Annotated in this window: 20 protein-coding genes and 1 tRNA gene; 3 read left to right on the top strand and 18 right to left on the bottom strand. The window is 71.4% G+C overall.

Going from position 1 to position 19,793, the window contains the following annotated elements; genetic code table 11:
- Positions 1-22: 22 nt before the first annotated feature.
- The 4 genes from QOM21_RS22850 to QOM21_RS22835 all read right to left on the bottom strand — a co-directional run bounded on the left by QOM21_RS22850 (position 23) and on the right by QOM21_RS22835 (position 5,468).
- Positions 23-802, bottom strand: coding sequence for a S16 family serine protease (locus tag QOM21_RS22850; protein WP_407552759.1), 780 nt, complete (start codon positions 800-802; stop codon positions 23-25).
- An 85-nt stretch (positions 803-887) separates the two neighbouring features.
- Positions 888-1,529: an IclR family transcriptional regulator gene (locus QOM21_RS22845; RefSeq protein ID WP_393895314.1), complete on the bottom strand. Its 642-nt coding sequence runs from the start codon at positions 1,527-1,529 to the stop codon at positions 888-890.
- 423 nt (positions 1,530-1,952) lie between these two features.
- On the bottom strand, positions 1,953-3,749 hold the full coding sequence (locus QOM21_RS22840; protein ID WP_407552757.1) for a DEAD/DEAH box helicase: 1,797 nt from the start codon (positions 3,747-3,749) through the stop codon (positions 1,953-1,955).
- A 204-nt stretch (positions 3,750-3,953) separates the two neighbouring features.
- Complete coding sequence (locus tag QOM21_RS22835) at positions 3,954-5,468, bottom strand: MFS transporter (RefSeq protein WP_407552756.1); 1,515 nt, start codon at positions 5,466-5,468, stop codon at positions 3,954-3,956.
- A 116-nt stretch (positions 5,469-5,584) separates the two neighbouring features.
- Here QOM21_RS22835 and QOM21_RS22830 point away from each other — a divergent pair, with 116 nt between their 5' ends.
- The 3 genes from QOM21_RS22830 to QOM21_RS22820 all read left to right on the top strand — a co-directional run bounded on the left by QOM21_RS22830 (position 5,585) and on the right by QOM21_RS22820 (position 8,441).
- Positions 5,585-6,448 carry an alpha/beta fold hydrolase gene (locus QOM21_RS22830; RefSeq protein WP_407552754.1) on the top strand — a complete coding sequence of 288 codons (864 nt, stop codon included), beginning with the start codon at positions 5,585-5,587 and terminating at the stop codon, positions 6,446-6,448.
- 136 nt (positions 6,449-6,584) lie between these two features.
- Positions 6,585-8,228, top strand: a complete 1,644-nt coding sequence (locus tag QOM21_RS22825) for a hypothetical protein (protein ID WP_407552752.1) — start codon at positions 6,585-6,587, stop codon at positions 8,226-8,228.
- A gap of 138 nt (positions 8,229-8,366) precedes the next feature.
- Positions 8,367-8,441: transfer RNA gene (locus tag QOM21_RS22820), tRNA-Cys, on the top strand.
- 80 nt (positions 8,442-8,521) lie between these two features.
- On the opposite strand, the gene QOM21_RS22815 is transcribed toward QOM21_RS22820, so the two are convergent.
- The 14 genes from QOM21_RS22815 to QOM21_RS22750 all read right to left on the bottom strand — a co-directional run bounded on the left by QOM21_RS22815 (position 8,522) and on the right by QOM21_RS22750 (position 19,690).
- Complete coding sequence (locus tag QOM21_RS22815) at positions 8,522-9,799, bottom strand: tyrosine-type recombinase/integrase (protein ID WP_407552751.1); 1,278 nt, start codon at positions 9,797-9,799, stop codon at positions 8,522-8,524.
- A gap of 11 nt (positions 9,800-9,810) precedes the next feature.
- Positions 9,811-10,032 carry an excisionase family DNA-binding protein gene (locus tag QOM21_RS22810; RefSeq protein WP_407552750.1) on the bottom strand — a complete coding sequence of 74 codons (222 nt, stop codon included), beginning with the start codon at positions 10,030-10,032 and terminating at the stop codon, positions 9,811-9,813.
- Between the two features lie 302 nt (positions 10,033-10,334).
- Positions 10,335-11,876: a YfjI family protein gene (locus tag QOM21_RS22805; RefSeq protein ID WP_407552748.1), complete on the bottom strand. Its 1,542-nt coding sequence runs from the start codon at positions 11,874-11,876 to the stop codon at positions 10,335-10,337.
- On the bottom strand, positions 11,873-12,208 hold the full coding sequence (locus QOM21_RS22800; RefSeq protein WP_407552747.1) for a hypothetical protein: 336 nt from the start codon (positions 12,206-12,208) through the stop codon (positions 11,873-11,875). Before QOM21_RS22800 ends, QOM21_RS22805 begins: the two co-directional genes overlap by 4 nt.
- Positions 12,205-13,086: a bifunctional DNA primase/polymerase gene (locus tag QOM21_RS22795; RefSeq protein WP_407552745.1), complete on the bottom strand. Its 882-nt coding sequence runs from the start codon at positions 13,084-13,086 to the stop codon at positions 12,205-12,207. The genes QOM21_RS22800 and QOM21_RS22795 overlap by 4 nt, the downstream gene beginning before the upstream one ends.
- Before the next feature lie 85 nt (positions 13,087-13,171).
- Positions 13,172-13,300 carry a hypothetical protein gene (locus QOM21_RS22790; RefSeq protein ID WP_407552743.1) on the bottom strand — a complete coding sequence of 43 codons (129 nt, stop codon included), beginning with the start codon at positions 13,298-13,300 and terminating at the stop codon, positions 13,172-13,174.
- A 10-nt stretch (positions 13,301-13,310) separates the two neighbouring features.
- A complete protein-coding gene (locus tag QOM21_RS22785) occupies positions 13,311-13,790 on the bottom strand; it encodes a hypothetical protein (RefSeq protein ID WP_407552741.1) in 480 nt (159 codons plus the stop codon).
- Between the two features lie 210 nt (positions 13,791-14,000).
- Positions 14,001-16,094, bottom strand: a complete 2,094-nt coding sequence (locus tag QOM21_RS22780) for a hypothetical protein (RefSeq protein WP_407552739.1) — start codon at positions 16,092-16,094, stop codon at positions 14,001-14,003.
- Positions 16,095-16,096: 2 nt separating this feature from the next.
- Positions 16,097-17,629, bottom strand: coding sequence for an ECF-type sigma factor (locus QOM21_RS22775; protein WP_407552737.1), 1,533 nt, complete (start codon positions 17,627-17,629; stop codon positions 16,097-16,099).
- A 92-nt stretch (positions 17,630-17,721) separates the two neighbouring features.
- Positions 17,722-17,955 (bottom strand): hypothetical protein, encoded by a 234-nt coding sequence (locus QOM21_RS22770; RefSeq protein ID WP_407552735.1) that lies wholly within the window; start codon positions 17,953-17,955, stop codon positions 17,722-17,724.
- Positions 17,956-17,980: 25 nt separating this feature from the next.
- On the bottom strand, positions 17,981-18,361 hold the full coding sequence (locus QOM21_RS22765) for an RRQRL motif-containing zinc-binding protein (protein WP_407552733.1): 381 nt from the start codon (positions 18,359-18,361) through the stop codon (positions 17,981-17,983).
- The gene (locus tag QOM21_RS22760; RefSeq protein WP_407552732.1) at positions 18,361-19,242 is read right to left on the bottom strand and encodes a DUF2637 domain-containing protein; all 882 of its coding nucleotides are present in this window, start codon (positions 19,240-19,242) and stop codon (positions 18,361-18,363) included. Before QOM21_RS22760 ends, QOM21_RS22765 begins: the two co-directional genes overlap by 1 nt.
- A complete protein-coding gene (locus QOM21_RS22755; protein ID WP_407552731.1) occupies positions 19,239-19,430 on the bottom strand; it encodes a hypothetical protein in 192 nt (63 codons plus the stop codon). The genes QOM21_RS22760 and QOM21_RS22755 overlap by 4 nt, the downstream gene beginning before the upstream one ends.
- Entirely contained in the window at positions 19,427-19,690 is a 264-nt protein-coding gene (locus QOM21_RS22750) for a DUF6284 family protein (protein WP_407552729.1), read from the bottom strand. The genes QOM21_RS22755 and QOM21_RS22750 overlap by 4 nt, the downstream gene beginning before the upstream one ends.
- Positions 19,691-19,793: the final 103 nt, after the last annotated feature.

The raw sequence follows: 19,793 nt of genomic DNA, 5'->3' as shown, positions 1-19,793 counted from the left end.
GGCGCGCTCGCGTGTCCGGCGCTCAGCAGCTGGGGACCTTGCCCCCGGTCCGCAGGGCCTTGAGCGCGTCGACCGCGCCGTCGAGGGTGGTGGCGGGGATCAGCCGCATGCCCGGGGGAAGCTCCGCGCGGGCGTCCGAGCACTCCTGCCGGGGCACCAGGAAGACGGTGGCGCCGTCGCGGTGCGCGGCCTGGGTCTTCAGCGGAACGCCTCCGACGGCGCCCACCCTGCCGCCCGTGGTGATGGTGCCGGTGCCGGCGATCTTCCGGCCGCCGGTCAGGTCGTGGCCTGTCCCGTCGCCGTCCAGCCGGTCGACGATGCCGAGGGCGAACATCAGCCCCGCGCTGGGCCCGCCGACGTCCGCGAGGCTCAGCCGCACCCGTACGCCGTCGGCGCTGCGGTGCAGGTGGCGCAGTGCGGCGCTGGTGGCGGAGTTCTGTGACTGGTCCATCGTCTCCGCGTTGTGCCGGGCGATCTCCTCGGTGCTGTCACCGACCGGGTAGACCGCCCCACGCGGCATCACGGCCTCGTTCGTCCGGAACCAGCCCTTGACGATGTCCGCCAGGTGGACGGAGGCCGCGGGCCCGGTCGCGGCGATGGTGGTCATCCGCAGCTGGCCGCTGGTCCGGCGGGTCTCGGCGCCGGTGATGGTGATCACCGGCTTGCCCTTGTCCGCGCCGAGGACGTTGACCGTCACGCCGGGGTAGGCGACGGAGAAGGGCAGCGGCGCGAGAGCCGCGGTGACGACGAGGGCGAGGACGAGCGCGGTGCAGATCGCCAGGGCGCGGGTGCGTGCAGACACCCCGCCACCCTAGTTGAACCTTGCCCCACCGGAGCCGTCCCGGCCCTTCGGCCCCACGCGCGGCGCGCGGCGCCGTTTCCCGGCGTCAGCGCAGCGCCTCGGCCACCTCCCGGGCCGCGTCGACCACCCGCGGTCCGATCCGCTCGGAGACGGTGTCGGTGAGCATCACCACGCCCACGCTGCCCTCGATGCCGCTGACCCCGAGCAGCGGGGCCGCCGCACCGCTGGCGCCGGCCTCCAACTCCCCGTGGGTGAGGGCGAGTCCGGCGTCCTGGGTTCTGCCCTGCCGGGCCTTGAGGATCGCCCGTCCGGCGGCCCCCCGGTCCAGCGGGTGGCGGAATCCGGCCCGGTAGGCGACGTGGTAGTCGGTCCAGGTCGGCTCCACGACGGCGACGGCCAGTGCCTCGGTGCCGTCGACGAGGGTGAGATGTGCCGTGGCCCCGACGTCCTCGGCGAGCGAGCGCAGCGCGGGCAGTGCGGCCTCCCGGACGAGCGGGTGCACCTGGCGGCCGAGGCGCAGCACGCCAAGGCCCACTCGGGCGCGGCCACCTATGTCGCGGCGGACCAGAGCGTGCTGCTCCAGGGTCGCGAGCAATCGGTAGACCACGGTGCGGTTGACCCCGAGCTTGTTGGACAACTCGGTGACGGTCAGGCCGTGATCGGTGTCGGCGAGCAACTTGAGGACGCGCAGTCCTCGGTCGAGCGTCTGGGAGGTCTCCGCGGTCACGACGCCCCCTCCTCATGTGAGTGGCGGCGCTCGGACGCGACGCGCTGCCAGTCCCGGAGCAGCGCGCGCAAGAGGCCGCCGGCCGCTTGGCACCGGCTGCGCTCCGCGGCGGCGCTGCCACGGGGCGTGTGCGTGACCGGGACAGTAGCGAGCCGGTCCGGTCAGCGGAAGAGTCCGTCCAGAATCCGGTCTCCTGTGCCTGCTATATCCCGTTTCGTCCGTACGGAGTGCCCCACTCGGGTTTCAGCGACGGTCACAGCGTTACGCGGGCGTTATCACCACGGACTCCGGAGCGGATGCCGGAACGGGTCTGCCGGCGGCAGCGCCGGCGCCTCGTGACGCACCGAGGGCGGCACACCGTTCACCGGTGTGCCGCCCTCGGCGTCCAGAGCCGTTTTCCGGGGCCGTGGCGGCCCGCTGGGATCACCGCATCCGGGTGGCCCACTCCTGCACCTTCTTGATCCGCTCACGCAGCTGCCCGGCGGTGGCCTCCGCGCTCGGCGGGCCGCCGCAGACCCGCCGCAGCTCGGTGTGGATCACGCCGTGCGGCTTGCCGCTCTGGTGGACATAGGCGCCCACCAGGGTGTTCAGCTGCTTGCGCAGCTCCAGCAGCTCCTTGTGCGTGACCACCGGGCGGCGCTCCGCGGGCAGCTCCAGCAGGTCGGCCTCGGCGTCCGGCCGCTTCTTGCTGTGCGCGATCTGCCGGGCCTGCCGCTTCTGGAGCAGCATCTGCACCTGGTCCGGCTCCAGCAGCCCGGGGATGCCGAGGTAGTCCTGCTCCTCCTCGCTGCCCGCGTGCGCCTGCATGCCGAACTCGGCGCCGTCATAGAGGACCCGGTCGAAGACTGCCTCGGACTCCAGCGCCTCGAAGGAGAACTGCTCCTGCTCGCCGGTGTCCTCGTCCTGCTCCTTGTTGGCCTCGTCCATCTCGGCCTCGGACTCGGCGTACGGGTCCTCCTCGCCGTCCTTCTTCGGCTTGTCCAGGACGTGGTCGCGCTCGACCTCCATCTCGTTCGCGAACTCCAGGAGCATCGGCACGGTCGGCACGAAGACCGAGGCCGTCTCACCGCGCTTGCGGGAGCGCACGAAGCGGCCCACCGCCTGGGCGAAGAACAGCGGAGTGGAGATGGTCGTGGCGTACACACCGACCGCCAGCCGCGGCACGTCGACGCCTTCGGACACCATCCGGACCGCGACCATCCAGCGGTCGCCGGAGTCCGCGAAGTCGTCGATGCGCTGCGAGGCGCCCGAGTCGTCGGAGAGCACCAGGGTGGCGCTGTTGCCGGTGATCTCCCGGATCAGCTTGGCGTACGCGCGCGCCTGCTCCTGATCGGAGGCGATCACCAGGGCGCCGGCGTCCGGGATGCCCTTGCGGACCTCGGTCAGCCGCTGGTCGGCGGCGCGCAGCACGTTGGGCATCCAGTCGCCGCGCGGGTCCAGCGCGGTGCGCCACGCCTGCGAGACGGCGTCCTTGGTCATCGGCTCGCCGAGCCGGGCCGCGATCTCGTCGCCCGCCTTCGTCCGCCAGCGCATGTTGCCGCTGTAGGAGAGGAAGATGACCGGCCGCACGACGCCGTCGGCGAGGGCGTTGCCGTAGCCGTAGGTGTAGTCCGCGGAGGAGCGCCGGATCCCGTCGTTGCCCTCCTCGTACGTCACGAACGGGATCGGGTTGGTGTCCGACCGGAACGGGGTGCCGGTGAGCGCGAGACGCCGGGTGGCCGGCTCGAACGCCTCCAGGCACGCCTCGCCCCAGGACTTGGAGTCACCGGCGTGGTGGATCTCGTCGAGGATGACCAGGGTCTTGCGCTGTTCGATCCGGTTGCGGTGCAGCATCGGCCGTACGCCGACGCCCGCGTAGGTGATCGCGACGCCGTGGTACTCACGGCCCAGCGGACCCGCGCTGTACTCCGGATCGAGCTTGATGCCTATCCGGGCCGCGGCCTCCGCCCACTGTTTCTTCAGATGCTCGGTGGGCGCGACGACCGTCACCTGCTGCACGACGTGGTGGTGAAGCAGCCACGAGGCGAGGGTGAGAGCGAACGTCGTCTTGCCGGCGCCCGGCGTCGCGACCGCCAGGAAGTCCTTCGGCTGCGTCTGGATGTACCGGTCCATGGCCGCCTGCTGCCAGGCCCGCAGCTTGTTGGCGGTACCCCAGGGGGCCCGGCCCGGGAAGGCCGGGGACAGGTGATGGTTGGTGGTGGCGCTGGTGGTGGTAGTCACGGTCTCCGTCGGCTGGCTCGGCGATCGGCAACCGCGTCAGCCTACCCGTGCCCGCGCCGCCGCTTCGGGCCGCGTCACCGGCTCGCCCCGGGGTGGGACCCAGCTCACATCCGGAACGACGGGAGGCGGGTGGTTCGGGTGAAATGGGAGGGCGCCGCGGACGGCTGCGCCCTGCGCTTCTTGCCCTGTTGCTCCCCGCTGCGGTCACGCACGTTCCGGCCGCAGCCGGGTCGCCACCACCGCGCCCAGCACCGCCACGACGGCCATCGCGGTGAAGACGGCGGCGAAGGCCGCGGGGTGGCTCGGCGCCCCCGAGGCGGCGGCCGCGGGGCCGCTCACGGCGATCGAACCGCCGCCGAAGGCCACGAACAGCACCCCGCTGACCGCGACGCAGGTGACATTGCCCAGCGCGTCGGACATCTGCAGGGAAGCGGAGTTGCTGCCCGCCTCCCCCGGTCGCGACAGCTGCAGCAACAGCACGCCCCCACTGGAGATGTTCAGGCCCATCCCGAAGCCGCCGAGGGTCCAGGCCGCCGCGACGATCCCCACCGGCACCCCGTCGGCCAGCGCCAGCGGCACCATCAGGACGGCCACCGCCAAGAACGCCATGCCCAGGCCCATCAGCCGCTCCCGGTACGGTTCCAGTCGCGGCAGGCTCTGCACGTACGAGCCGAGCGCCCAGGTCAGCCCGCCGCCGGTGAGCGAGAGCCCGGCCAGCGTCGGCGACATACCGCGCTGGGTGACCAGCATCAGCGGGATGAAGCTCTCCGCCGCGACCAGCGCCCCGGCGGCCAGCCCGCGCATCAGCACCACCGACGGCAGCCCGCGCGCCGCCCGGAACGTCCCCGGTGGCAGCAGCCGCACGATGGCCGGGACCAGCAGCGCCGCGCCCACGGCCGCCGGCAGCAGGGCGACCCAGGTCGGGTGCCGGCCGGCGTACTGCAACAGCCCTGCACCGGCGGCGACGGCCAGCGCGAGCCGGCAGCGGCGGCTGCCCAGGACCTGCCGCGCACCGCTGTCGGGGCCCGGCTCCGTACGCGGCAGCGCGCGCAGCGCCGGCAGCATGACCGCGAGGGGCAGCAGGATCAGCACCGGGATGGACAGGAAGACCCAGCGCCAGCCGAGCTGTTCGGCGACGGTCCCGGCGACCAGCGGCCCGACGATGACCGGCACCACCCAGGCCGCCGAGAAGGACGCCATGATCGCCGGCCGCAGCCGCTCGGGATAGGCGTGACCGACGACGACGTACAGCGCGACGATCACCAGCCCGCCGCCGAGGCCCTGCACCCCGCGGCCGGCGACGAAGACCCCCATGCTCTGGGCACCGCCGGCGATCACCAGCCCGGCTCCGAAGGCGGCTATCCCGCTGAACAGCGGCGCGAGCGGGCCGCGCCGGTCGCTCCACTCCCCGCAGAGCGCCATCGCGAACAGACTCGCGGTGAAGAACGCGGAGAACGCGAAGGCGTACAGCCCGATGCCGTCCAGGGCGCGGGCCGCGACCGGCATCGCGGTGTTCACCGCGCTGGCCTCGAAGGCGACCAGCGAGACGACGGAGATGATGCCGAGGGTGAGCGCGCGGTAGGTCCGGCCCAGTACACCCCCGCCGCCGTCCGCCGGGGACGGCGCGGCTGCGGCGTCGGTGTCGGCAGCGGCGACGGCGTCGACGGAGGTATCGGTGTCGACGGTCGTGTCGGTGTCGCTCCGGTGGTCAGCGGTCATCGGGCCAGCGTAAGGGTCGTGCCCGGCCCGCACCCCTGTCGGGAGACCGGTATCCGCCCCGCCTTTCGGTCCTCCGCCTCCGGTCTTACGCCGCCCGCTTCGGGCAGGCTGTCCGTATGCCGACCTTTCGTACCTACGACGACGCCGAGCTCCACTACCGGGTACTCGGACCGGCCGACTCGCCCCGGGCACCGCTGCTGTGCCTGGCCGGCGGCCCGGGCCGGGACGCCGCCTACCTCGGCGATCTCGGCGGGCTGTCCGGCCGGCGCCCGCTGATCGTTCCCGACAGCCGCGGTACCGGCGACTCCCCCACCGCCGCCGACCCCTCCCGCTACGCCTTCCCCCGGCTCGCCGAGGACATCGAGGCGCTCCGCGCACACCTGGGCCTGGAGCGGTTCGCGCTGCTCGCGCACAGCGCGGGCGCCGCCGTCGCGCAGGCGTACGCGGCGGCGCATCCGCAGCGGCTGAACCGGCTCGTGCTGGTCTGCCCCGGCTCCCGGCTGCAGGGTGAACTCCCCGACGACGCCCGGGAGATCTTCGCCGCACGCCGGGACGAGGAGTGGTGGCCGGAGGCCGCCGCCGCGGTGCGGCAGCTGGCCGAGGTCACGGATCTGGACGAGGTGCGCCGGCTGCTGCTCGCCGCCGCGCCGCTCGGCTACGGGCGCTGGGAGGAGCCGCAGCGGGCCCACGCGGCCACGCAGGGCGAGCAGTTGGGGCCGGTGCCGCGGGCCGGCTTCTGGCAGGGCGTCGACGAGCAGGCGATGGGCGCGGTGCTGGAGGGGCTGCGCCGGGTGGAGTGCCCGGTGCTGGTGGTGACCGGGGACCGGGACGGCATGGCCGGGATGCGGGCGGGCGAGCTGGTCGCCGAGTCCTTCCCCCACGCACAGGTACGGCCGCTGCACGCGGTGGGCCACTACCCCTGGGTGGACGAGCCCGAGCTTTTCGGCCAGGCGGTCGAGGAGTTTCTGCACGCGTCCTGAGCCGTCGGCGAGGCCCACGGACCGGGGCAGGCCGGGGGCTCTGTGAACAGCGCATGCCAAGGCTTGCGAAGCCATGGACTCCTCGGCCGCGCCGCCTTACCGTCGTCCGCTCTTGCCGACGGACGAAGGAACTCCCATGCGCCACAGGTCATTCGGGCCCCGCGACAAGGATGCCGAGCGCCCTCGCGGACGGCCCCGCCCGCGCACCGCCCGCGCGATCGCCACCCTCGCGATCGCCGCCGTCGCCGCCCTCGCCCTGCCCTCCGGGGCCGCCCAGGCGGCACCGATACCCCCTGCCCCCGGGCACCGGCTAGTCCCGCAGTACGAGGGCGCGCCGGCCACCGCCGCCCCGCTCCCCGCCGACCAGGCCCCACCGCGCCATCCCCACCTGGCGCCCAACGGGCGGGCCGGCATGCACGGGGACGGCGCCAGCAGCGACACCCACCCCTTCCCGGGACCGCTCGGCGCACAACCGGCCGTCCGCAGCGAGAAGATGGCCGCGCTCGGCGGCGAGTGCGCGACCGTCACCTTCGACGCGGGTGGCCGGATCCTGACGGTCTGCGGCACCTTCCGGGGCTTCCGGCTCAAGCTGCTGGACCCCGGCAGCCTGGCCACCCTCGCCGAGTACAAGCTGCCGCAGCGCCCGTCCACGATCGAGGCGATCACCCGGCTCGACTTCTCCAAGATCTTCAAGGACACGTCGGGAGGCGCGTACTTCTACCTGGACGACAAGGACCGTGTCGTCCTCGCAGACTCCCGCGGACACGTGCTGCGCCTCGGCCACTCCCGGACGGCCGACGGCACCTGGCGCTTCACCCTCGACGACGACTGGGACCTCACCCCGTACGTCCCCCACGACTGCGTGAGCTGGCCCGACCCCTTCCCCAGCGGCGAATGCGACCCGGTGACCGCGGTCCAGCCCGACTGGCAGGGCCGCATCTGGTGGGTCACCCGGCACGGCAGGCTCGGCACCGTCACGCCGGACACCGGCGCGGTGCGCACGGCGCGGCTGCCGGGCGAGGAGATCCAGAACAGCTTCTCGGCGGCCGAGGACGGCGTCCACATCGTCTCCGACCACGCCCTCTACCGGCTGCGCGCGGACGCCGACGGCACCCCGCGCGTGCGGTGGCGGCAGACCTACGACCGCGGCACCGGCTCCAAGCCCGGCTCGGTCAACCAGGGATCCGGCACCACCCCCACCCTGCTCGGCCGCGCCGGACAGGATTACGTCGCCATCACCGACAACGCCGACGACCGGATGAACGTCCTGGTCTACCGCCGCGGCGGGCCGGACGCCGACCGGCTGGTCTGCAAGGTCCCGGTGTTCGGCGCCGGCGCCTCGACCACCGACAACTCCCTCATCGGCTACGGAAACAGCCTCGTCGTCGAGAACAACTACGGCTACGAGAACGTCACCTCGCTGCTCGGCGGGAAGTCGGTCCCCGGCGGCCTCGCCCGCATCGACATCCGGCCCGACGGCAGCGGCTGCGACACGGTCTGGGAGAGCGCGGAGCGCTCACCGTCCACCGTCGCCAAGCTCTCCACCGCCAACGGCCTGCTGTACTTCTACACGAAGGAGCCCCACCGCCTGGGCATCGACGCCTGGTACCTCACCGCCGTCGACTTCCGCAGCGGCCACACCCGTTTCAAGCGCCTCACCGGCACCGGGCCGGCCTACGACAACAACTGGGCCCCCATCACGCTCGGCCCGGACGGCACGGCGTACGTCGGCGTCTTCAACGGCCTCGTAGCCGTCCACGACACCGCCCCGCCGGCCTGACCGGCCCCCTCCCACGCAAGGGCCGTCCCCACACGACGGCCCTTGCGTGAACGCCGTATTGCAGCCTCATGGCAGCCCGCCGGAAAGCTTGCCCCCACCCCCACACCCCGGCCTACAGTCAGGACAGCACCTCATCCCGGCCGTGTGCCCGAGTGGTTCAGGGGCTCGCCTGCAAAGCGAGTTACGTGGGTTCGAATCCCGCCACGGCCTCCACAGGCTCCGACCAGGAGCTTTAGACGGGCCGGTCTCTCCTCGGAGAGACCGGCCCGTCGACGTTCGTCTCAGTTCCCGTCTCAATTGGCCGGCGCGAGCGCTCCAGCGGCACCGCCATCGTCTTCGTCTGGCCGGCTCTTCTCGGGCTTCCAGATCAGCCCGTCCACCTGCTTCGCGACATCGGTCCGCACCGCGTCGACCATGTGCTGGTACCGCGCCGCCATGGCCGTGGTCGACCATCCCATGAGCCCCATCACCGCGCGCTCCGGCACTCCGAGGATCAGCAGCACCGTCGCCGCGGTATGGCGGGCGTCATGAAGGCGGCCGTCGCGCACCTTCGCCTCCTTGAGCAAGTCCTTCCACTCCTGCCAGTCCTTTCGGTGGGAAGCGATGGCCCCGCCCTCATTGGGGAAGACCCATCCCCCTTCGGTCCAGTTATTGCCCGCAGACGCGCGCTCCTTCTCCTGCTGCGCTCGGTGGGACCGGAGCAGATCCACAAGCTGCTGCGGAAGGCCGACCGCGCGTCGACCCGCCCGCGACTTTGTGTCTGCGGTCTCCGGGTTCGTCCGTCGCCGCTCCGGGCAGTACCCGGCCTTCCGGCCGCAAGGGTCACCGCAGCCATGCGCGTACTGCGGGCGGTGCCGACTCCGGCGAACGATGAGGAATCCGCCGTCGAGGTCAACGTCCTCCCACTTCAGCCCCAGCACCTCCCCTTGGCGCAGGCCGAGGGCGAGAGCCACCGCCCACCGCGCCGAGTTCCGGCGCTTGCCGGCAGCCTTCAAGAGCCGCTGCACTTCGTTCACGGTGTACGGCTCCACCTCGGTCTCCCGGACACGCGGAGCTTTGGCGAGCGAGACCGGATTTTGCCCCAGGTGGCCGCGCCGCACGGCTTCGTTCAGCGCGGTGCGGAAGGTGCGGTGCACCTGGTGAGCTGTGGCGGGCTTGCTGCCGGCCGCCACCATGCGGCCGTAGAAGTGCTCGATGTGCTCCGGCTTGAGGTCGTCGAGCTTGTGTGCGCCGAGCCCTGGAACAAGGTGCTTCCTGACGGCGACGCCGTAGCCAACCATGGTGTTCTGGTTGACGCCAAGGGGCGCGATGTTCTCCACCCAGTGCGTCAGCCACGCTGCGACGGTCCACGGTCGACCCGGCTTGCGCAGCGTCTTGGCGTCACGCTGTTGCTCCAGCTTCTGTACTGCTTTGGCCACTTCGGCCTTCGTCTTGCGTTCGACGTGCCGACGGTCTGGCTTCCCATCAGGGCGAATACCGACGGTGACACGGCCATGCCACTTCCCGTCCTTGCCCTCGTAGATGGATGACCGGCCGTTGGGCTGGCGAGTGCGCTTCTTGTTCTCATCCATATGTCGGCCTCTCAGGCAGCAGTAGTCATGGACTGATTGGCCATGCGGAGTCGCTCGACGTAGTCCGCTACGGCGTCTGCCGGCACTCTCCGCAAGCTGCCGACGGGGACGGATTCGAGCTGTCCGATACGGATCAGGCGGAAGCATGTGGTGCGGCCAATGCTGAGCCGCCGTGCGGCCTCTTCGACGGTGAGGAGCACCAGCGTCTGGTCGATGACGTCTGCGTTGGGCACTGCGTCGTCTCCTTCAGGCGATCCGGAGCATGGATTAATGCCGGAAGCCGTGACAGAAATGACAGAACCTCCCCAACAGCCTGCTGACCTGGGGTTTTAAGGTGTCCGCGATCTTTGACAGAACTGAATTAAAACCTGACAGAACCTCCGGGGCGGAGGTTCTGTCAGCGAGACTCGGCAGAGCTTCAGGGGTTCTGTCGAGTTTTAATTCAGTTCTGTCAAAACGGTGATCACGGCCGTATGTGCTGGTCAGCGGCTTGCGCGGGGGTTCTGTCAGTTCTGTCAGCGGGTTGGGTGTTGTGTCAGGCTGCCCGTGTGATGCGGGGGTGGGTCTCGTAGCGCGGGGATGGCGGCCGGCCGCCCCGCCCGGTGCGCGGCGGTGCGGGGAGTTGCCTGATCCAGCCGTGTTCCTCCAGCAGGGTCAGCGCGGGGTCGAGGTCGCTGATGGCGGGGAAGTCGGCACGGCGCAGCATCCGGAACAGCTCGCGCTTGGTGAACTGCTGGGGGTGGTTGGACACGAGCTGTGACAGGACGGTCAGGGCCGCGTCGTGGGCGGGGTCGGCGCTCATGACGCTGAACACGTCCAGGGCGTGGGCGGTGAAGTAGTTGCCCAGTTCGGTGGCGGCGGCCATGGTGGCGGCCTCGATCGGCTTGTGCCAGCCGTCTTCGGGGTGGGCGGCCAGGTGCAGCAGCCCGGCGATCCGGGCTACGGCCCCGTCCCGCTTGGACGCCCACTTCACGACCGGCGCGAGGGACCCGTCCGGCCCCAGCCGCGATTCGGTGACCTTCTGGAAGGCCAGCAGCACCGCATCGGCCTCTGGGGAGAGCTGCAGGAGTGCGGGGTCCGTCCAGTCGGCCAGTGCGAGGGTGAGTCCGCCCAGGTTCTTCGCGTACGTGGCGGCCATCTGCTCGTCCAGGAGGTCTGGGGTGAGGTTGCGGCGGCCGACCAGGGACACGGGCCGGGAGTACAGGAACCGGGCGAGCAGGCCGCGGCCGTCGGCTCCGTCGATGCGGTTGAGCGCGTCGAGGACTTCCGGCTGTACGGCCAGTCCGATGGTGACTGCGGGGGCGTCGATGTGCTGGGCTTCGCGGCCCTGGCGGTTGACGCGGATCATGTCGCCTGCGTGGCCCTTGAGGAACATGCCCATGTTCGGCTTGCCGGTGTAGCGACCGGCGATGATGTCGAACAGCTCGCCCTCGGCGCTCAAGCAGGCGATACGGCCGCCCTGTTGGTCCAGGAGAGTTCCCACATTCTCCGGCGTCACGTCGTCCGCCACGAGCTGCGGCACCGCGGGCACGGTGATTTCCTCGGCGGCCTGCGCGAGCGAGACGGCTTCGGCGGTGAGCTGGTCGCGCTCCTCCGGCGTTGCGTTCGAGGCCTTGCCTGCTGCTTTGTCTGCGGCGGCCTTGGCCAGCCGCTGTGTGGTCTCGGCTTCGGCTCGCAGGGGCCCGGACAGTTCGATGAGGGCTTTCTCTGCGGCCAGCAGGGGGCGCACCATCAGGTCAAACACGGCGGACTTGCGGTTACCGGGGTCCAGGGCGACGGCGGTGTAGACGTTCACCGGCTCGCGCCAGTGACCCCTTACGCACACCTTCACCCTCCCGCCGGCCGCCGTGGCGATGACCGCCAGAGCCAGGCACCCGGCGAGGTCGGCCGGGGTCTGCGTCTCTTCGGCAACTCCGCGCACCATGCCGGCCAGCCATCCGGGCAGCGCGTCTACGGGAAATTCGGGCAGTGCCGGGCGCGCCTTGAGCGGTACCGGCTCGTCCCACACCGGCCCCGTCAGATCCTCGGCGGCCCCGTCGTCGAACCCGGCCCACAGGTCCGTCTCTGGCACGCTCATGCGACGTTCCTCTTCTCGGCAATGCCTGTGTAGCGGGCACAGGCGGTCTTGTGGTCGGTGTAGTCGGCGACGAGTTGCAGCACGCCGGACCGGGCCTTGGCGCTGCGGCGGTATCCGCAAGGGCACGCGGCGGTAGCGCTGGTGGCAGCCGAGAAGCTGGGCGGGGCGACGATGTGGAGGCCGACGAACACCCGCTCCGGCTCATGACCGGCGGCCGGGTGCGAGTCAGGGCGAACTGCTGAAAGGACGCCCTGACGGGCGACGACTGTCGGCGCACCACTGCCGGACGGGGGGCCCGCGAGTTCGGCGGAGTTGATGCGGTCGGGGGTCACGAAGCCCTCCTGACGCTGCTGTTGAGGCCGTTGGTGACGGCTCGCTGGGCGTAGGGCTCGGGGACGCCGACGGAGACGGCTGCGGCGATGATGTGCTCGCTGAGCGCGTCGAGGCCGCACGGTCCGGGGCAGTCGGCATGCTGAGCGGCCATGAAGCTGGCGACGCCGTATGCCTGCGATCCGGCGCCGGTCTTGGTGCGGGCCTGGACCTTTTCGAGACCCCGCATAAGGCCGGAGAGCACATAGCCCTCGGTGTGGCGGCATCCTGTGGAGCGGGTGCGGTCGACGGCGACGCGCAGGGAGGGAGAAGAGACCACCACCTCGCGCGGGGTGGTCTCTTCTGTCTCAACGAGGGTGCGGACGGCGCCCGGGAGTTCCGTCATGGTGCCGGTGCCCGGGCCGAGCCAACGGGCGTACGACTTGCGCGATTTGATGTCCACGCCGGGCCGCACCCGGTTCGCGGACCGCATCGTGCGGACGTAGATCCAGTGCTCTCCCCGCGTCGTTCGCACGATCCGGGTGGGCGGCAGACTCTGGCGTGCCCATGCGACGGCGTCGGCGTCGTCCAGGTCAACGACGGTGAGCCCGGCCCCGCCGGGGTGGTAGGCGACCGCAGTCGCCTGCCACCACGCCCCGGCCCATGCGGGTGAGGTGAGGGTGGCGTGGTCGGTGGTGGCCGCGGCCCAGCCGTGGCACGGCCTCGTGCACTGGCAGGGGCCCTCCGCCTTCATGTGCGGGCGGTCCCCGCAACGGCTCTTCTCGCAGGACGGACAGTTGGCGAAGGGTCGCTTGCCCTGGCTCAGGGGCAGGACCGGCACGCCGGTGGCGGCTAGCGTCAGCGCGGTGGCCAGTAGCCGGTTGGGGGCGGGTTGCGTCATGCTGAATGTCTCCTCTTCATGCTGGAGCTGGAGACCAGGGCGGGCCGCGATCATTGGCGTGAGAGGCGGCCCGCCCTAGCCACGGCTAGGCACAGGTGCAGTCGGGGCGTTCGCTGGAGCCGTTGGCCCCGCACCCACAGCAGTGCGGGTAGGACTCGGTGGAGTCCTCGGCACCGCACCCGCAGCAGTCGATGCAGTCGTCGTCCTCGTACATGGGCTGCTCCTCAGCGGTGGTTGATGGTTCCGTTGGCGCGGCCGAACATGCCGCTGGCGGTGATGTGCTGGGTGATGTGGGGCCGCTGTGCGGCAGTGATGCGCGCCCGGACACGGCCGATGACCGCACCAGCGACGACACCGCCAGCCGCAATGGCGGCGACCGCGGACCACAGGACATGGCTCACTGCGACCAGCCCCGGAGCCGCAGCCGAGAGTCCGACCGCAGCGATCGCGATGCCGCCCCCGACAGTCGGCGCGAGCAGAGCCGTGGCCTTGGCCCAGGCCGGGATCGGCTGAGCGGCCGGCGCAGCCGGGACGGGAACCTGCGGCGAGTTGGTGGGGCCGGTGCTGTAGGCCAGGGCTCGTTCGCCGCTCGGCAGGATGACTTCCTGGACGCCGGGCGGGATCTCGCTCGGCAGCATCGCGCCGTGTGTTCGCGTGGGCTGGCGGGGGACGGTGGTGATCTCGTCCGGGGTCTCGGAGTGCACAACAGGGTCCCTTCAGCGACGGCGGGCAGCACCCCAGGGGTGGGGTGCTGCCCGGTGCCGGCTTGTCGTCTCGCTTGTCGCGTCGCTTGTCGTGTGGCTTGTCGCTTGTCTTGTCTTGTCGCTTGTCGCCTTGCAGGTCACAAGCCGTTTCCGGCCCTCACAGAGCCACCCAGGGGCCTTCTGGTGGCAGGGGCGACAAGCGACAGGCGCTCACCCCTGGGGCGGGGGCTCGGGGGCGTGGCGGTGGTGGACGTAGCGGACCTTGGTGCCGGTCCCGACGCGCACGGCGCTACCGTCCTCGGCCCACCCCTTGAGCCATCCCACGACCGTCTGCCGCGTGGTGCCGTGCTCATCCGCGAGCGCGCGGGCGATCGCTGACGCCCCGGTGCCCTCGGGTCCTGCGGCGAGCAGCAGGGCGAGCGCGGCTTCCTTGGCGGCGTTGTCCTCCTCGCCCCGCAGCGCGGACAGGTTCAATCCGGCCGCCGCGCGCGGCTGCTCGGTGGTCGTTCCGGGTTGGTCGAAGGTGGCGAACTCGGCGTCGATCTGCTCACGGAACTTCCGCGCGAGTGCTTCCTCGGCAGAGCCGCGACTGCCGCGGAGTGCGGAGAGGTTCAGCCCGCCAGTGCCCTCGGTGCCGCCGGCCGTCTGCACCGGGGCGGCGGGTGTGTGGGTGGTGTCCCGCATCCAGGCCGTGCGCTCCGGCGCCCACCGGTCCCTGTAGGGGGCTCCGGCGGCCTTGCTGGAGATGTCGTCGAGGTGGGGGTGCATGTCGGAGGTGGCGGCGACGATGTCGCGGATCTGGTTGGGCAGGATCCGCCAGTTTTTGAACAGGGCCGCTGCGGACTCCGGGGTGCCCATGAACCCGGCGCCCTTGTAGGGGGCCTGGTCGACCTTGAGTCCCCGGGCGCCGGGAAAGACCTTGCTCAGGTCCATCCCCTCGACCTCGCCGCCCGTGAGGCAGACGCGGGCCTTGGCTTCCCGGCGGATCATCAGGTTGCCGAGAACGGAGCTGGTGGCGCCGAGCGCGGTCAGAACCGTGCGGATGCCCATGGCCCGCAGCATCCGGATCACTTCGAGGATCTTCTTGGCGAGATCCTTCATGTTCCGGTCGTTGCTGGTCAGGATCTCCGCGCCTTCGTCGATGACCAGCATGATCTGGGGAATCTTCGCGCTGATGGGCAGCTGGTCGGTGTTCGCCTGGGCCATGAGGTCCTGGTAGGCGACCTTGCGGCGCAGGCCGATCGCCAGGGCCGCATCGAGCATCAGCGCGGCCTCCTCGTAGGTCGAGGCAAGCCAGTCGATTCCCGGCTGCACCCCCTCGACCGGGGCCCCGTTCTCATCGAGTGCGGGGCGGACCCAGGACAGGCCGGCTGATCCGGCGTTGAGGTCGATGACCCAGGTCAGGACGTCGGTGGTGCGGGCGAATCCGGCGAGGATGACGTGGACCATGTTCGTCTTGCCCGACCCGGTGGGGCCGACCACTAGCGCGCACTGTTCGCGCAGGTAGACGCAGATCTCTTCGGCGTTGGTGCGGTAGCCCCACGGGATGCCGGTGTAGATCGACAGCGGCGAGTAGTCGGAGGGGTAAGTGCGCTCTTCAGCAAGGACGTTGACCGTGGTCACGTCGATGAGGACCCGGCCCTGGTCGATGCCCTGGGAAGCGACGGCGGTGCAGCCGTGCGGCAACCGTGCGTCGGCGGACAGGGCGGCGGAGTAGCCCGCGATCTTGTCGTAGGTAGTACCGCCGGCGGGTAGTTCGGCGTCGATCGTGAAGCCGGTGCCGGTCGGCCACATCTCCACCGCCAGGACCCGCAGCATGATGCCGCAGACGCGCTGGACGCGGTCGATCCACTCGGCGGCGATCGCCCGACGCTCGGCAGACAGCTCGCGGGCGACCTGCCGCTCGTTCGCAGCGATGGCCTCCAGCTCACGAGCCTCCTCATAGAGGAGGGTGGAGCGGGCGGAGGCGCCGATTCCGACGCCGATCGTGGCGAGCGAGCCGAGAGCGGCCCAGGTCAGGGGCCCGGTGGTCATGGCCCATGTCGTCCAGCCCGCTCCGACGAGCCAGGACGCGGCGCGCATGGTGATGGTGCGGGCGGAGAGGCGTTCGCGCAGGCTGCTGATGGTGTGGCCGATCGCACCGGCCGCGCCGATGGTGAGGGCCCAGCCGGGGGGCATGCCGGTGGCGGCGCCGGTGGTGGCGACGGCGAAGGCTCCGGTGGTGGCGGACAGGGCGCCGGTCACGGGTCCGTGACCGGCAGCCCAATCCCACACCGGCCCTGTAGAGGCGGTGTTGGTGGTCATGATTAGACGTTCCAGCCCTTCTCGGCCTCGGGGCCGTTGCGGGGGTCCTCGTGGCGGGAGATGTCGTGCTCGTGGACCTGGTGGAAGAGGTCACCGAGGTCGGCGGAGGCGTCGACGGCTCGGATGAGGGCGCCGTAGATCTCGTCGAAGGCCCCGGCGATGTCCTTCTCCAGCGGGAACTCGCTGTCGGAGCGCTCGGCGAGGATGCGGAAGGTGTTGGCCACCGACGTCAGGGCGTCGGGCAGGTTCTCGACCATGGAGAGGATCTCCATGCTGTTCTCGGGCTCGTAGGTGCGAGCCGCGTTCTCCATCTCCGCGGCGGCCTCCTCGAACTTGAAACCGGACATGCTGACAACCTCCACAGCAGTGGTGAACGGGGCGGGGAGCAGGTGGAACGGACGCTGGACGCTGTCGCCGATCTCCAGGTCCTCGCCCTCGGCGGTCTCGTCGAGGGCTGCCTCTTCGGCGGCCAGTTGTTCGCGTATCGCGGTGTCGCGGGCGGCCTTGCGCTCCTCGGCGGTGCGCATCACGTGCCGGAAAAGACGACGTCCGGGATGCTGCAGCCATGCCCAGCCGAGCTTGCGCCCGAGCGGGGTGGTGACCGCGCCGACCAGGCCGAGCGCACCGCCCAGCAGCGCGGCGAGCAGCCGTCGGCCCTGGTGGCGGGCGGCAGACCGCCACAACGCCTTGCGAGCCTTCTTGCGGACGGGCGCCTTGCGCACCGCATCCCGCTGCCCGGCGACCTGACCGGCCGCCCGCTGGTCGCGGGCGGCCCTGTTGCGCTCGATGGCAGCGCCCCGGGCCTTGCCGACCCGGCCCGCGGCCTTGCTCGCCGCCCGCCCGGCCGCCCCCTTCCTCGCCAACGATCCGGATCGCGCGGCTGCCTTGGCATTCCGGCGTGCATCGGCAACCGACCGCCGGGACCCAGCGGTGTCAGCCCGGCGCGCGGCCCGCGAGGGCGAGGACTGCCGCGCAGACTCCCGCAGCGCCTTGACCTGCCCCGCACGACCCCGCTCCTTACCCGCAGCCGTTCCCGAACCGGCGGACTGCGAGCGGGACTTGTTCGGCATTCCGGCCCGGCCGCCGGAGCCCGTCTTGCCGACTCCGGTCGAACCGGCTGCCCGGCCGCTGCTGCCGCCCTTGCTCGGGCTGCTGGGGCGCTTCTGAAGCGGGACCCGACCCGCTGCGCCGTGGCGGGTACTGCGGCCCGTCGACGCGGTCCCGGCCGGCGCCCGGCCGCCGGTCTTGCCCTTGGCCTTGCGGCTGCGGTGCTTGCGGGTAGCGGCAGCCGTGCCCAGGACGACGGCGCCGGTGGCAGCGGCGGCCAGTGCGGCCGGGCCACCGACCAGGGCGGCAGTGGCGAGCAGGGAGGTGGTGGCGTTCGTACCGGTCACCGCGAGCGGGACAACCGGCCACCCGCCAGACGTGTGGTCGATCTCTGCCGCCGGGGCGGGCTTGTCCTCCGGCTGCGGGGGCGGTGGGGCGTCCGGCGGGGCCTGGGAGCCCGCTACCGGAGCGATAGTGGTGTCGGTCATGCTGAGTGCACTCCTTTATGGGGAGGCGGTGGCCCGGACCCGGCCGACCAAGCAGAAGTCCGGGCCACCGCGCAGCGAATCGTGCGGGGTCGTCAGAGCTGGTTGGGCTCAAGGGCGAAGAAGACGACGTTCGCGCGGGCCATATCCGGCGACTTCAGGGCGATGTCGCCCTTGATGCCCAGGAACACGTCATGACGGGTGGCCCCGGCCGGCGGCGTGTAGGTGCCGTAGAACGTCTCCATCGCCCGGCCCGGCAGCTCCACGGTGATCACCCACTGGTGGGTGCCCTGCTGCTGGACGGCGGGGGCGGTGTTCTGGCTGGTCACAGCGAAACTCCTCGGTGATCGATGCTCAGGCGGCGAGGGTGGGTGCATACGCGCAGGGCACGCAGACACCGAGCGAAGTGGGGATGGTGTAGCCGCGATCCAGCCCGCAGTCGGGACACATTCGGCGGGCGGCGAGCGCGGCGGCGACGGCCTGCCACTTGGCTGGCGTCATCGGCCGGACGGGCAAGGCCAGTTCGATGCGGTAGAGGTAGGCCGCACGAACTCCGGGCCGGGGACGACGCGAGCGCCAGAGGATCTGCGCGGCGATCTCCTGGCCACCCGGGCGCAGTCCTTTGGCGCGGAGTTGGCGGCGGCTGGCAAGACCGTCGGGGGCGAGGCGGTAGGGGTAGGTGGGGATGCCGTAGCGGGTTCCGTCGGGGTCCCAGAACCGGGTGCGGGCGGTCATCACTTACCTACCGCGACGAGCTGCGGGCGGCTGTGGTCGTCGCGGACGGCGAGGATCTGCTTGCGGCCCCAGCTCTCACTGAGCCCGTACGCCTCGCCCAGCGCACGGGCGCTGAGTGGGTGGCCGGCCTGTACGGATTCGCTGTACGTACGGCGGGCGTCCTGCCTCGTGCGCTCCAGCTCCGCTTCCTCAAAAGCGGCACTGTCGGGGGTGTCAGCGTCCGCCGTGCGGGCGGTGTGCGGATCGGCCGTGCGGGCATCCCGTTCGCTGGGGGCCGCATGGCCGGTGGCCTGCGCGTATGCCTCGCGCGCCGGGCTCTCATCGACCGTGGCGGCGCCTGCTTCGGGCAGCACCTTGGTGGGGCGTGCGGGGGATTCGGCCATGGTGTGCGGGTGCTGTGCGGATGCCGCACGGGCCTCCCCGCACACCGCCTCACCGTCAGGCGTGTCGGTCGTCTGGGGCTGGTGGTGGAGGACCTTGGCCACGAGGTCTGAGCCGAAGTAGATCGAGCCCACCGGCAGGGAGGTCGCCAGCAGGACGAGCGTCCAGTTCGCCCAGGGCCGGTCCGAGAACTGCACACGCTGTGTGCTGGCGTGGAGTTCCGGAATGAGCCCGTGGACGTAGTTCAGGACAAGGGAGGCCAGCGTGTAGCCAGCCAGCACCCGCAGGGCGAACTTCCGGTCGTCGGCATCGAGAACGAGCGTGGCGATCAGCGCCAGCGCCATCAGGCCGTCGACGACGAACGGGTAGAGCAAAGCGGCAGTCGGGTCCGCCCCGACCGCGCCGGCGATGTCCTTGAGCGCGTTCCACGAGACGCGGAAGGCCATGGCGACGACGGCGACCAGCGCGACCACGAGCCCTGTCTTGGCACCTCGGGTCATGGCTGCCTCCCGTCCCGGACAAAGAGCACCCAGCCGGCGCCCTGGACGAACAGGCCGGCCACAGTCAGGCCGTTCCACGTCGCGTCGTCAGTGACGTGGTGCGCGTTGACTCCCACCAACACGGCGGCGATCCCGGCGAACACCAGGACCAGACCGCGCCGCGAGCGGGAAGCAGAGGAGTAGCTCATGCGGCACCGCCGGTCTGCGTGGCGTCGAGGTTGAGCAGGTCCCGATGGGCGTCCAGCACCCGGCGGCGGGCCCGGCGCAGTCGGCGCTCGTCGAACTCTGTGGCCGGCCGGTCCAGCAGGCTGATCTGTACATCCAGCAGCTCGACTTCAGCGGAGATGACCGGCATCTCCGCCTCGATCGCATCCAGCTCAGCGGCCGTCGGGCCACCGACGGGCGGGTTGGCGGTAACAACCGCCTGAAGTGCAGCGATAGTCCTCATGGGTCGTTGTCTCCTCACAGTGGGACGGCCCGAAGCGGCCCCGGTGTTTGCCCACCGGGGCCGCGCGCCGTTGTGGAACCACTCCGGCTCCCCTCAGCCCCGC

It is taken from the genome of Streptomyces sp. Pv4-95 (assembly GCF_045782725.1).
Taxonomy (GTDB): domain Bacteria; phylum Actinomycetota; class Actinomycetes; order Streptomycetales; family Streptomycetaceae; genus Streptomyces.
Note: the sequence above shows the minus strand (reverse complement) of the source record. Positions and strands in the feature narration are given on the sequence as shown.

Excerpts from the sequence above, each read along its gene's own strand:
- QOM21_RS22755 (WP_407552731.1), bottom strand. The coding sequence starts at position 19,430 with ATGAGCTACTCCTCTGCTTCCCGCTCGCGGCGCGGTCTGGTCCTGGTG.
- QOM21_RS22750 (WP_407552729.1), bottom strand. The coding sequence starts at position 19,690 with ATGAGGACTATCGCTGCACTTCAGGCGGTTGTTACCGCCAACCCGCCC.
- QOM21_RS22780 (WP_407552739.1), bottom strand. The coding sequence starts at position 16,094 with ATGACCACCAACACCGCCTCTACAGGGCCGGTGTGGGATTGGGCTGCC.
- QOM21_RS22760 (WP_407552732.1), bottom strand. The coding sequence starts at position 19,242 with ATGACCCGAGGTGCCAAGACAGGGCTCGTGGTCGCGCTGGTCGCCGTC.
- QOM21_RS22825 (WP_407552752.1), top strand. The coding sequence starts at position 6,585 with ATGCGCCACAGGTCATTCGGGCCCCGCGACAAGGATGCCGAGCGCCCT.
- QOM21_RS22775 (WP_407552737.1), bottom strand. The coding sequence starts at position 17,629 with ATGACCGACACCACTATCGCTCCGGTAGCGGGCTCCCAGGCCCCGCCG.
- QOM21_RS22790 (WP_407552743.1), bottom strand. The coding sequence starts at position 13,300 with ATGTACGAGGACGACGACTGCATCGACTGCTGCGGGTGCGGTGCCGAG.
- QOM21_RS22815 (WP_407552751.1), bottom strand. The coding sequence starts at position 9,799 with ATGGATGAGAACAAGAAGCGCACTCGCCAGCCCAACGGCCGGTCATCC.
- QOM21_RS22835 (WP_407552756.1), bottom strand. The coding sequence starts at position 5,468 with ATGACCGCTGACCACCGGAGCGACACCGACACGACCGTCGACACCGAT.
- QOM21_RS22765 (WP_407552733.1), bottom strand. The coding sequence starts at position 18,361 with ATGACCGCCCGCACCCGGTTCTGGGACCCCGACGGAACCCGCTACGGC.
- QOM21_RS22830 (WP_407552754.1), top strand. The coding sequence starts at position 5,585 with ATGCCGACCTTTCGTACCTACGACGACGCCGAGCTCCACTACCGGGTA.
- QOM21_RS22805 (WP_407552748.1), bottom strand. The coding sequence starts at position 11,876 with ATGAGCGTGCCAGAGACGGACCTGTGGGCCGGGTTCGACGACGGGGCC.
- QOM21_RS22795 (WP_407552745.1), bottom strand. The coding sequence starts at position 13,086 with ATGACGCAACCCGCCCCCAACCGGCTACTGGCCACCGCGCTGACGCTA.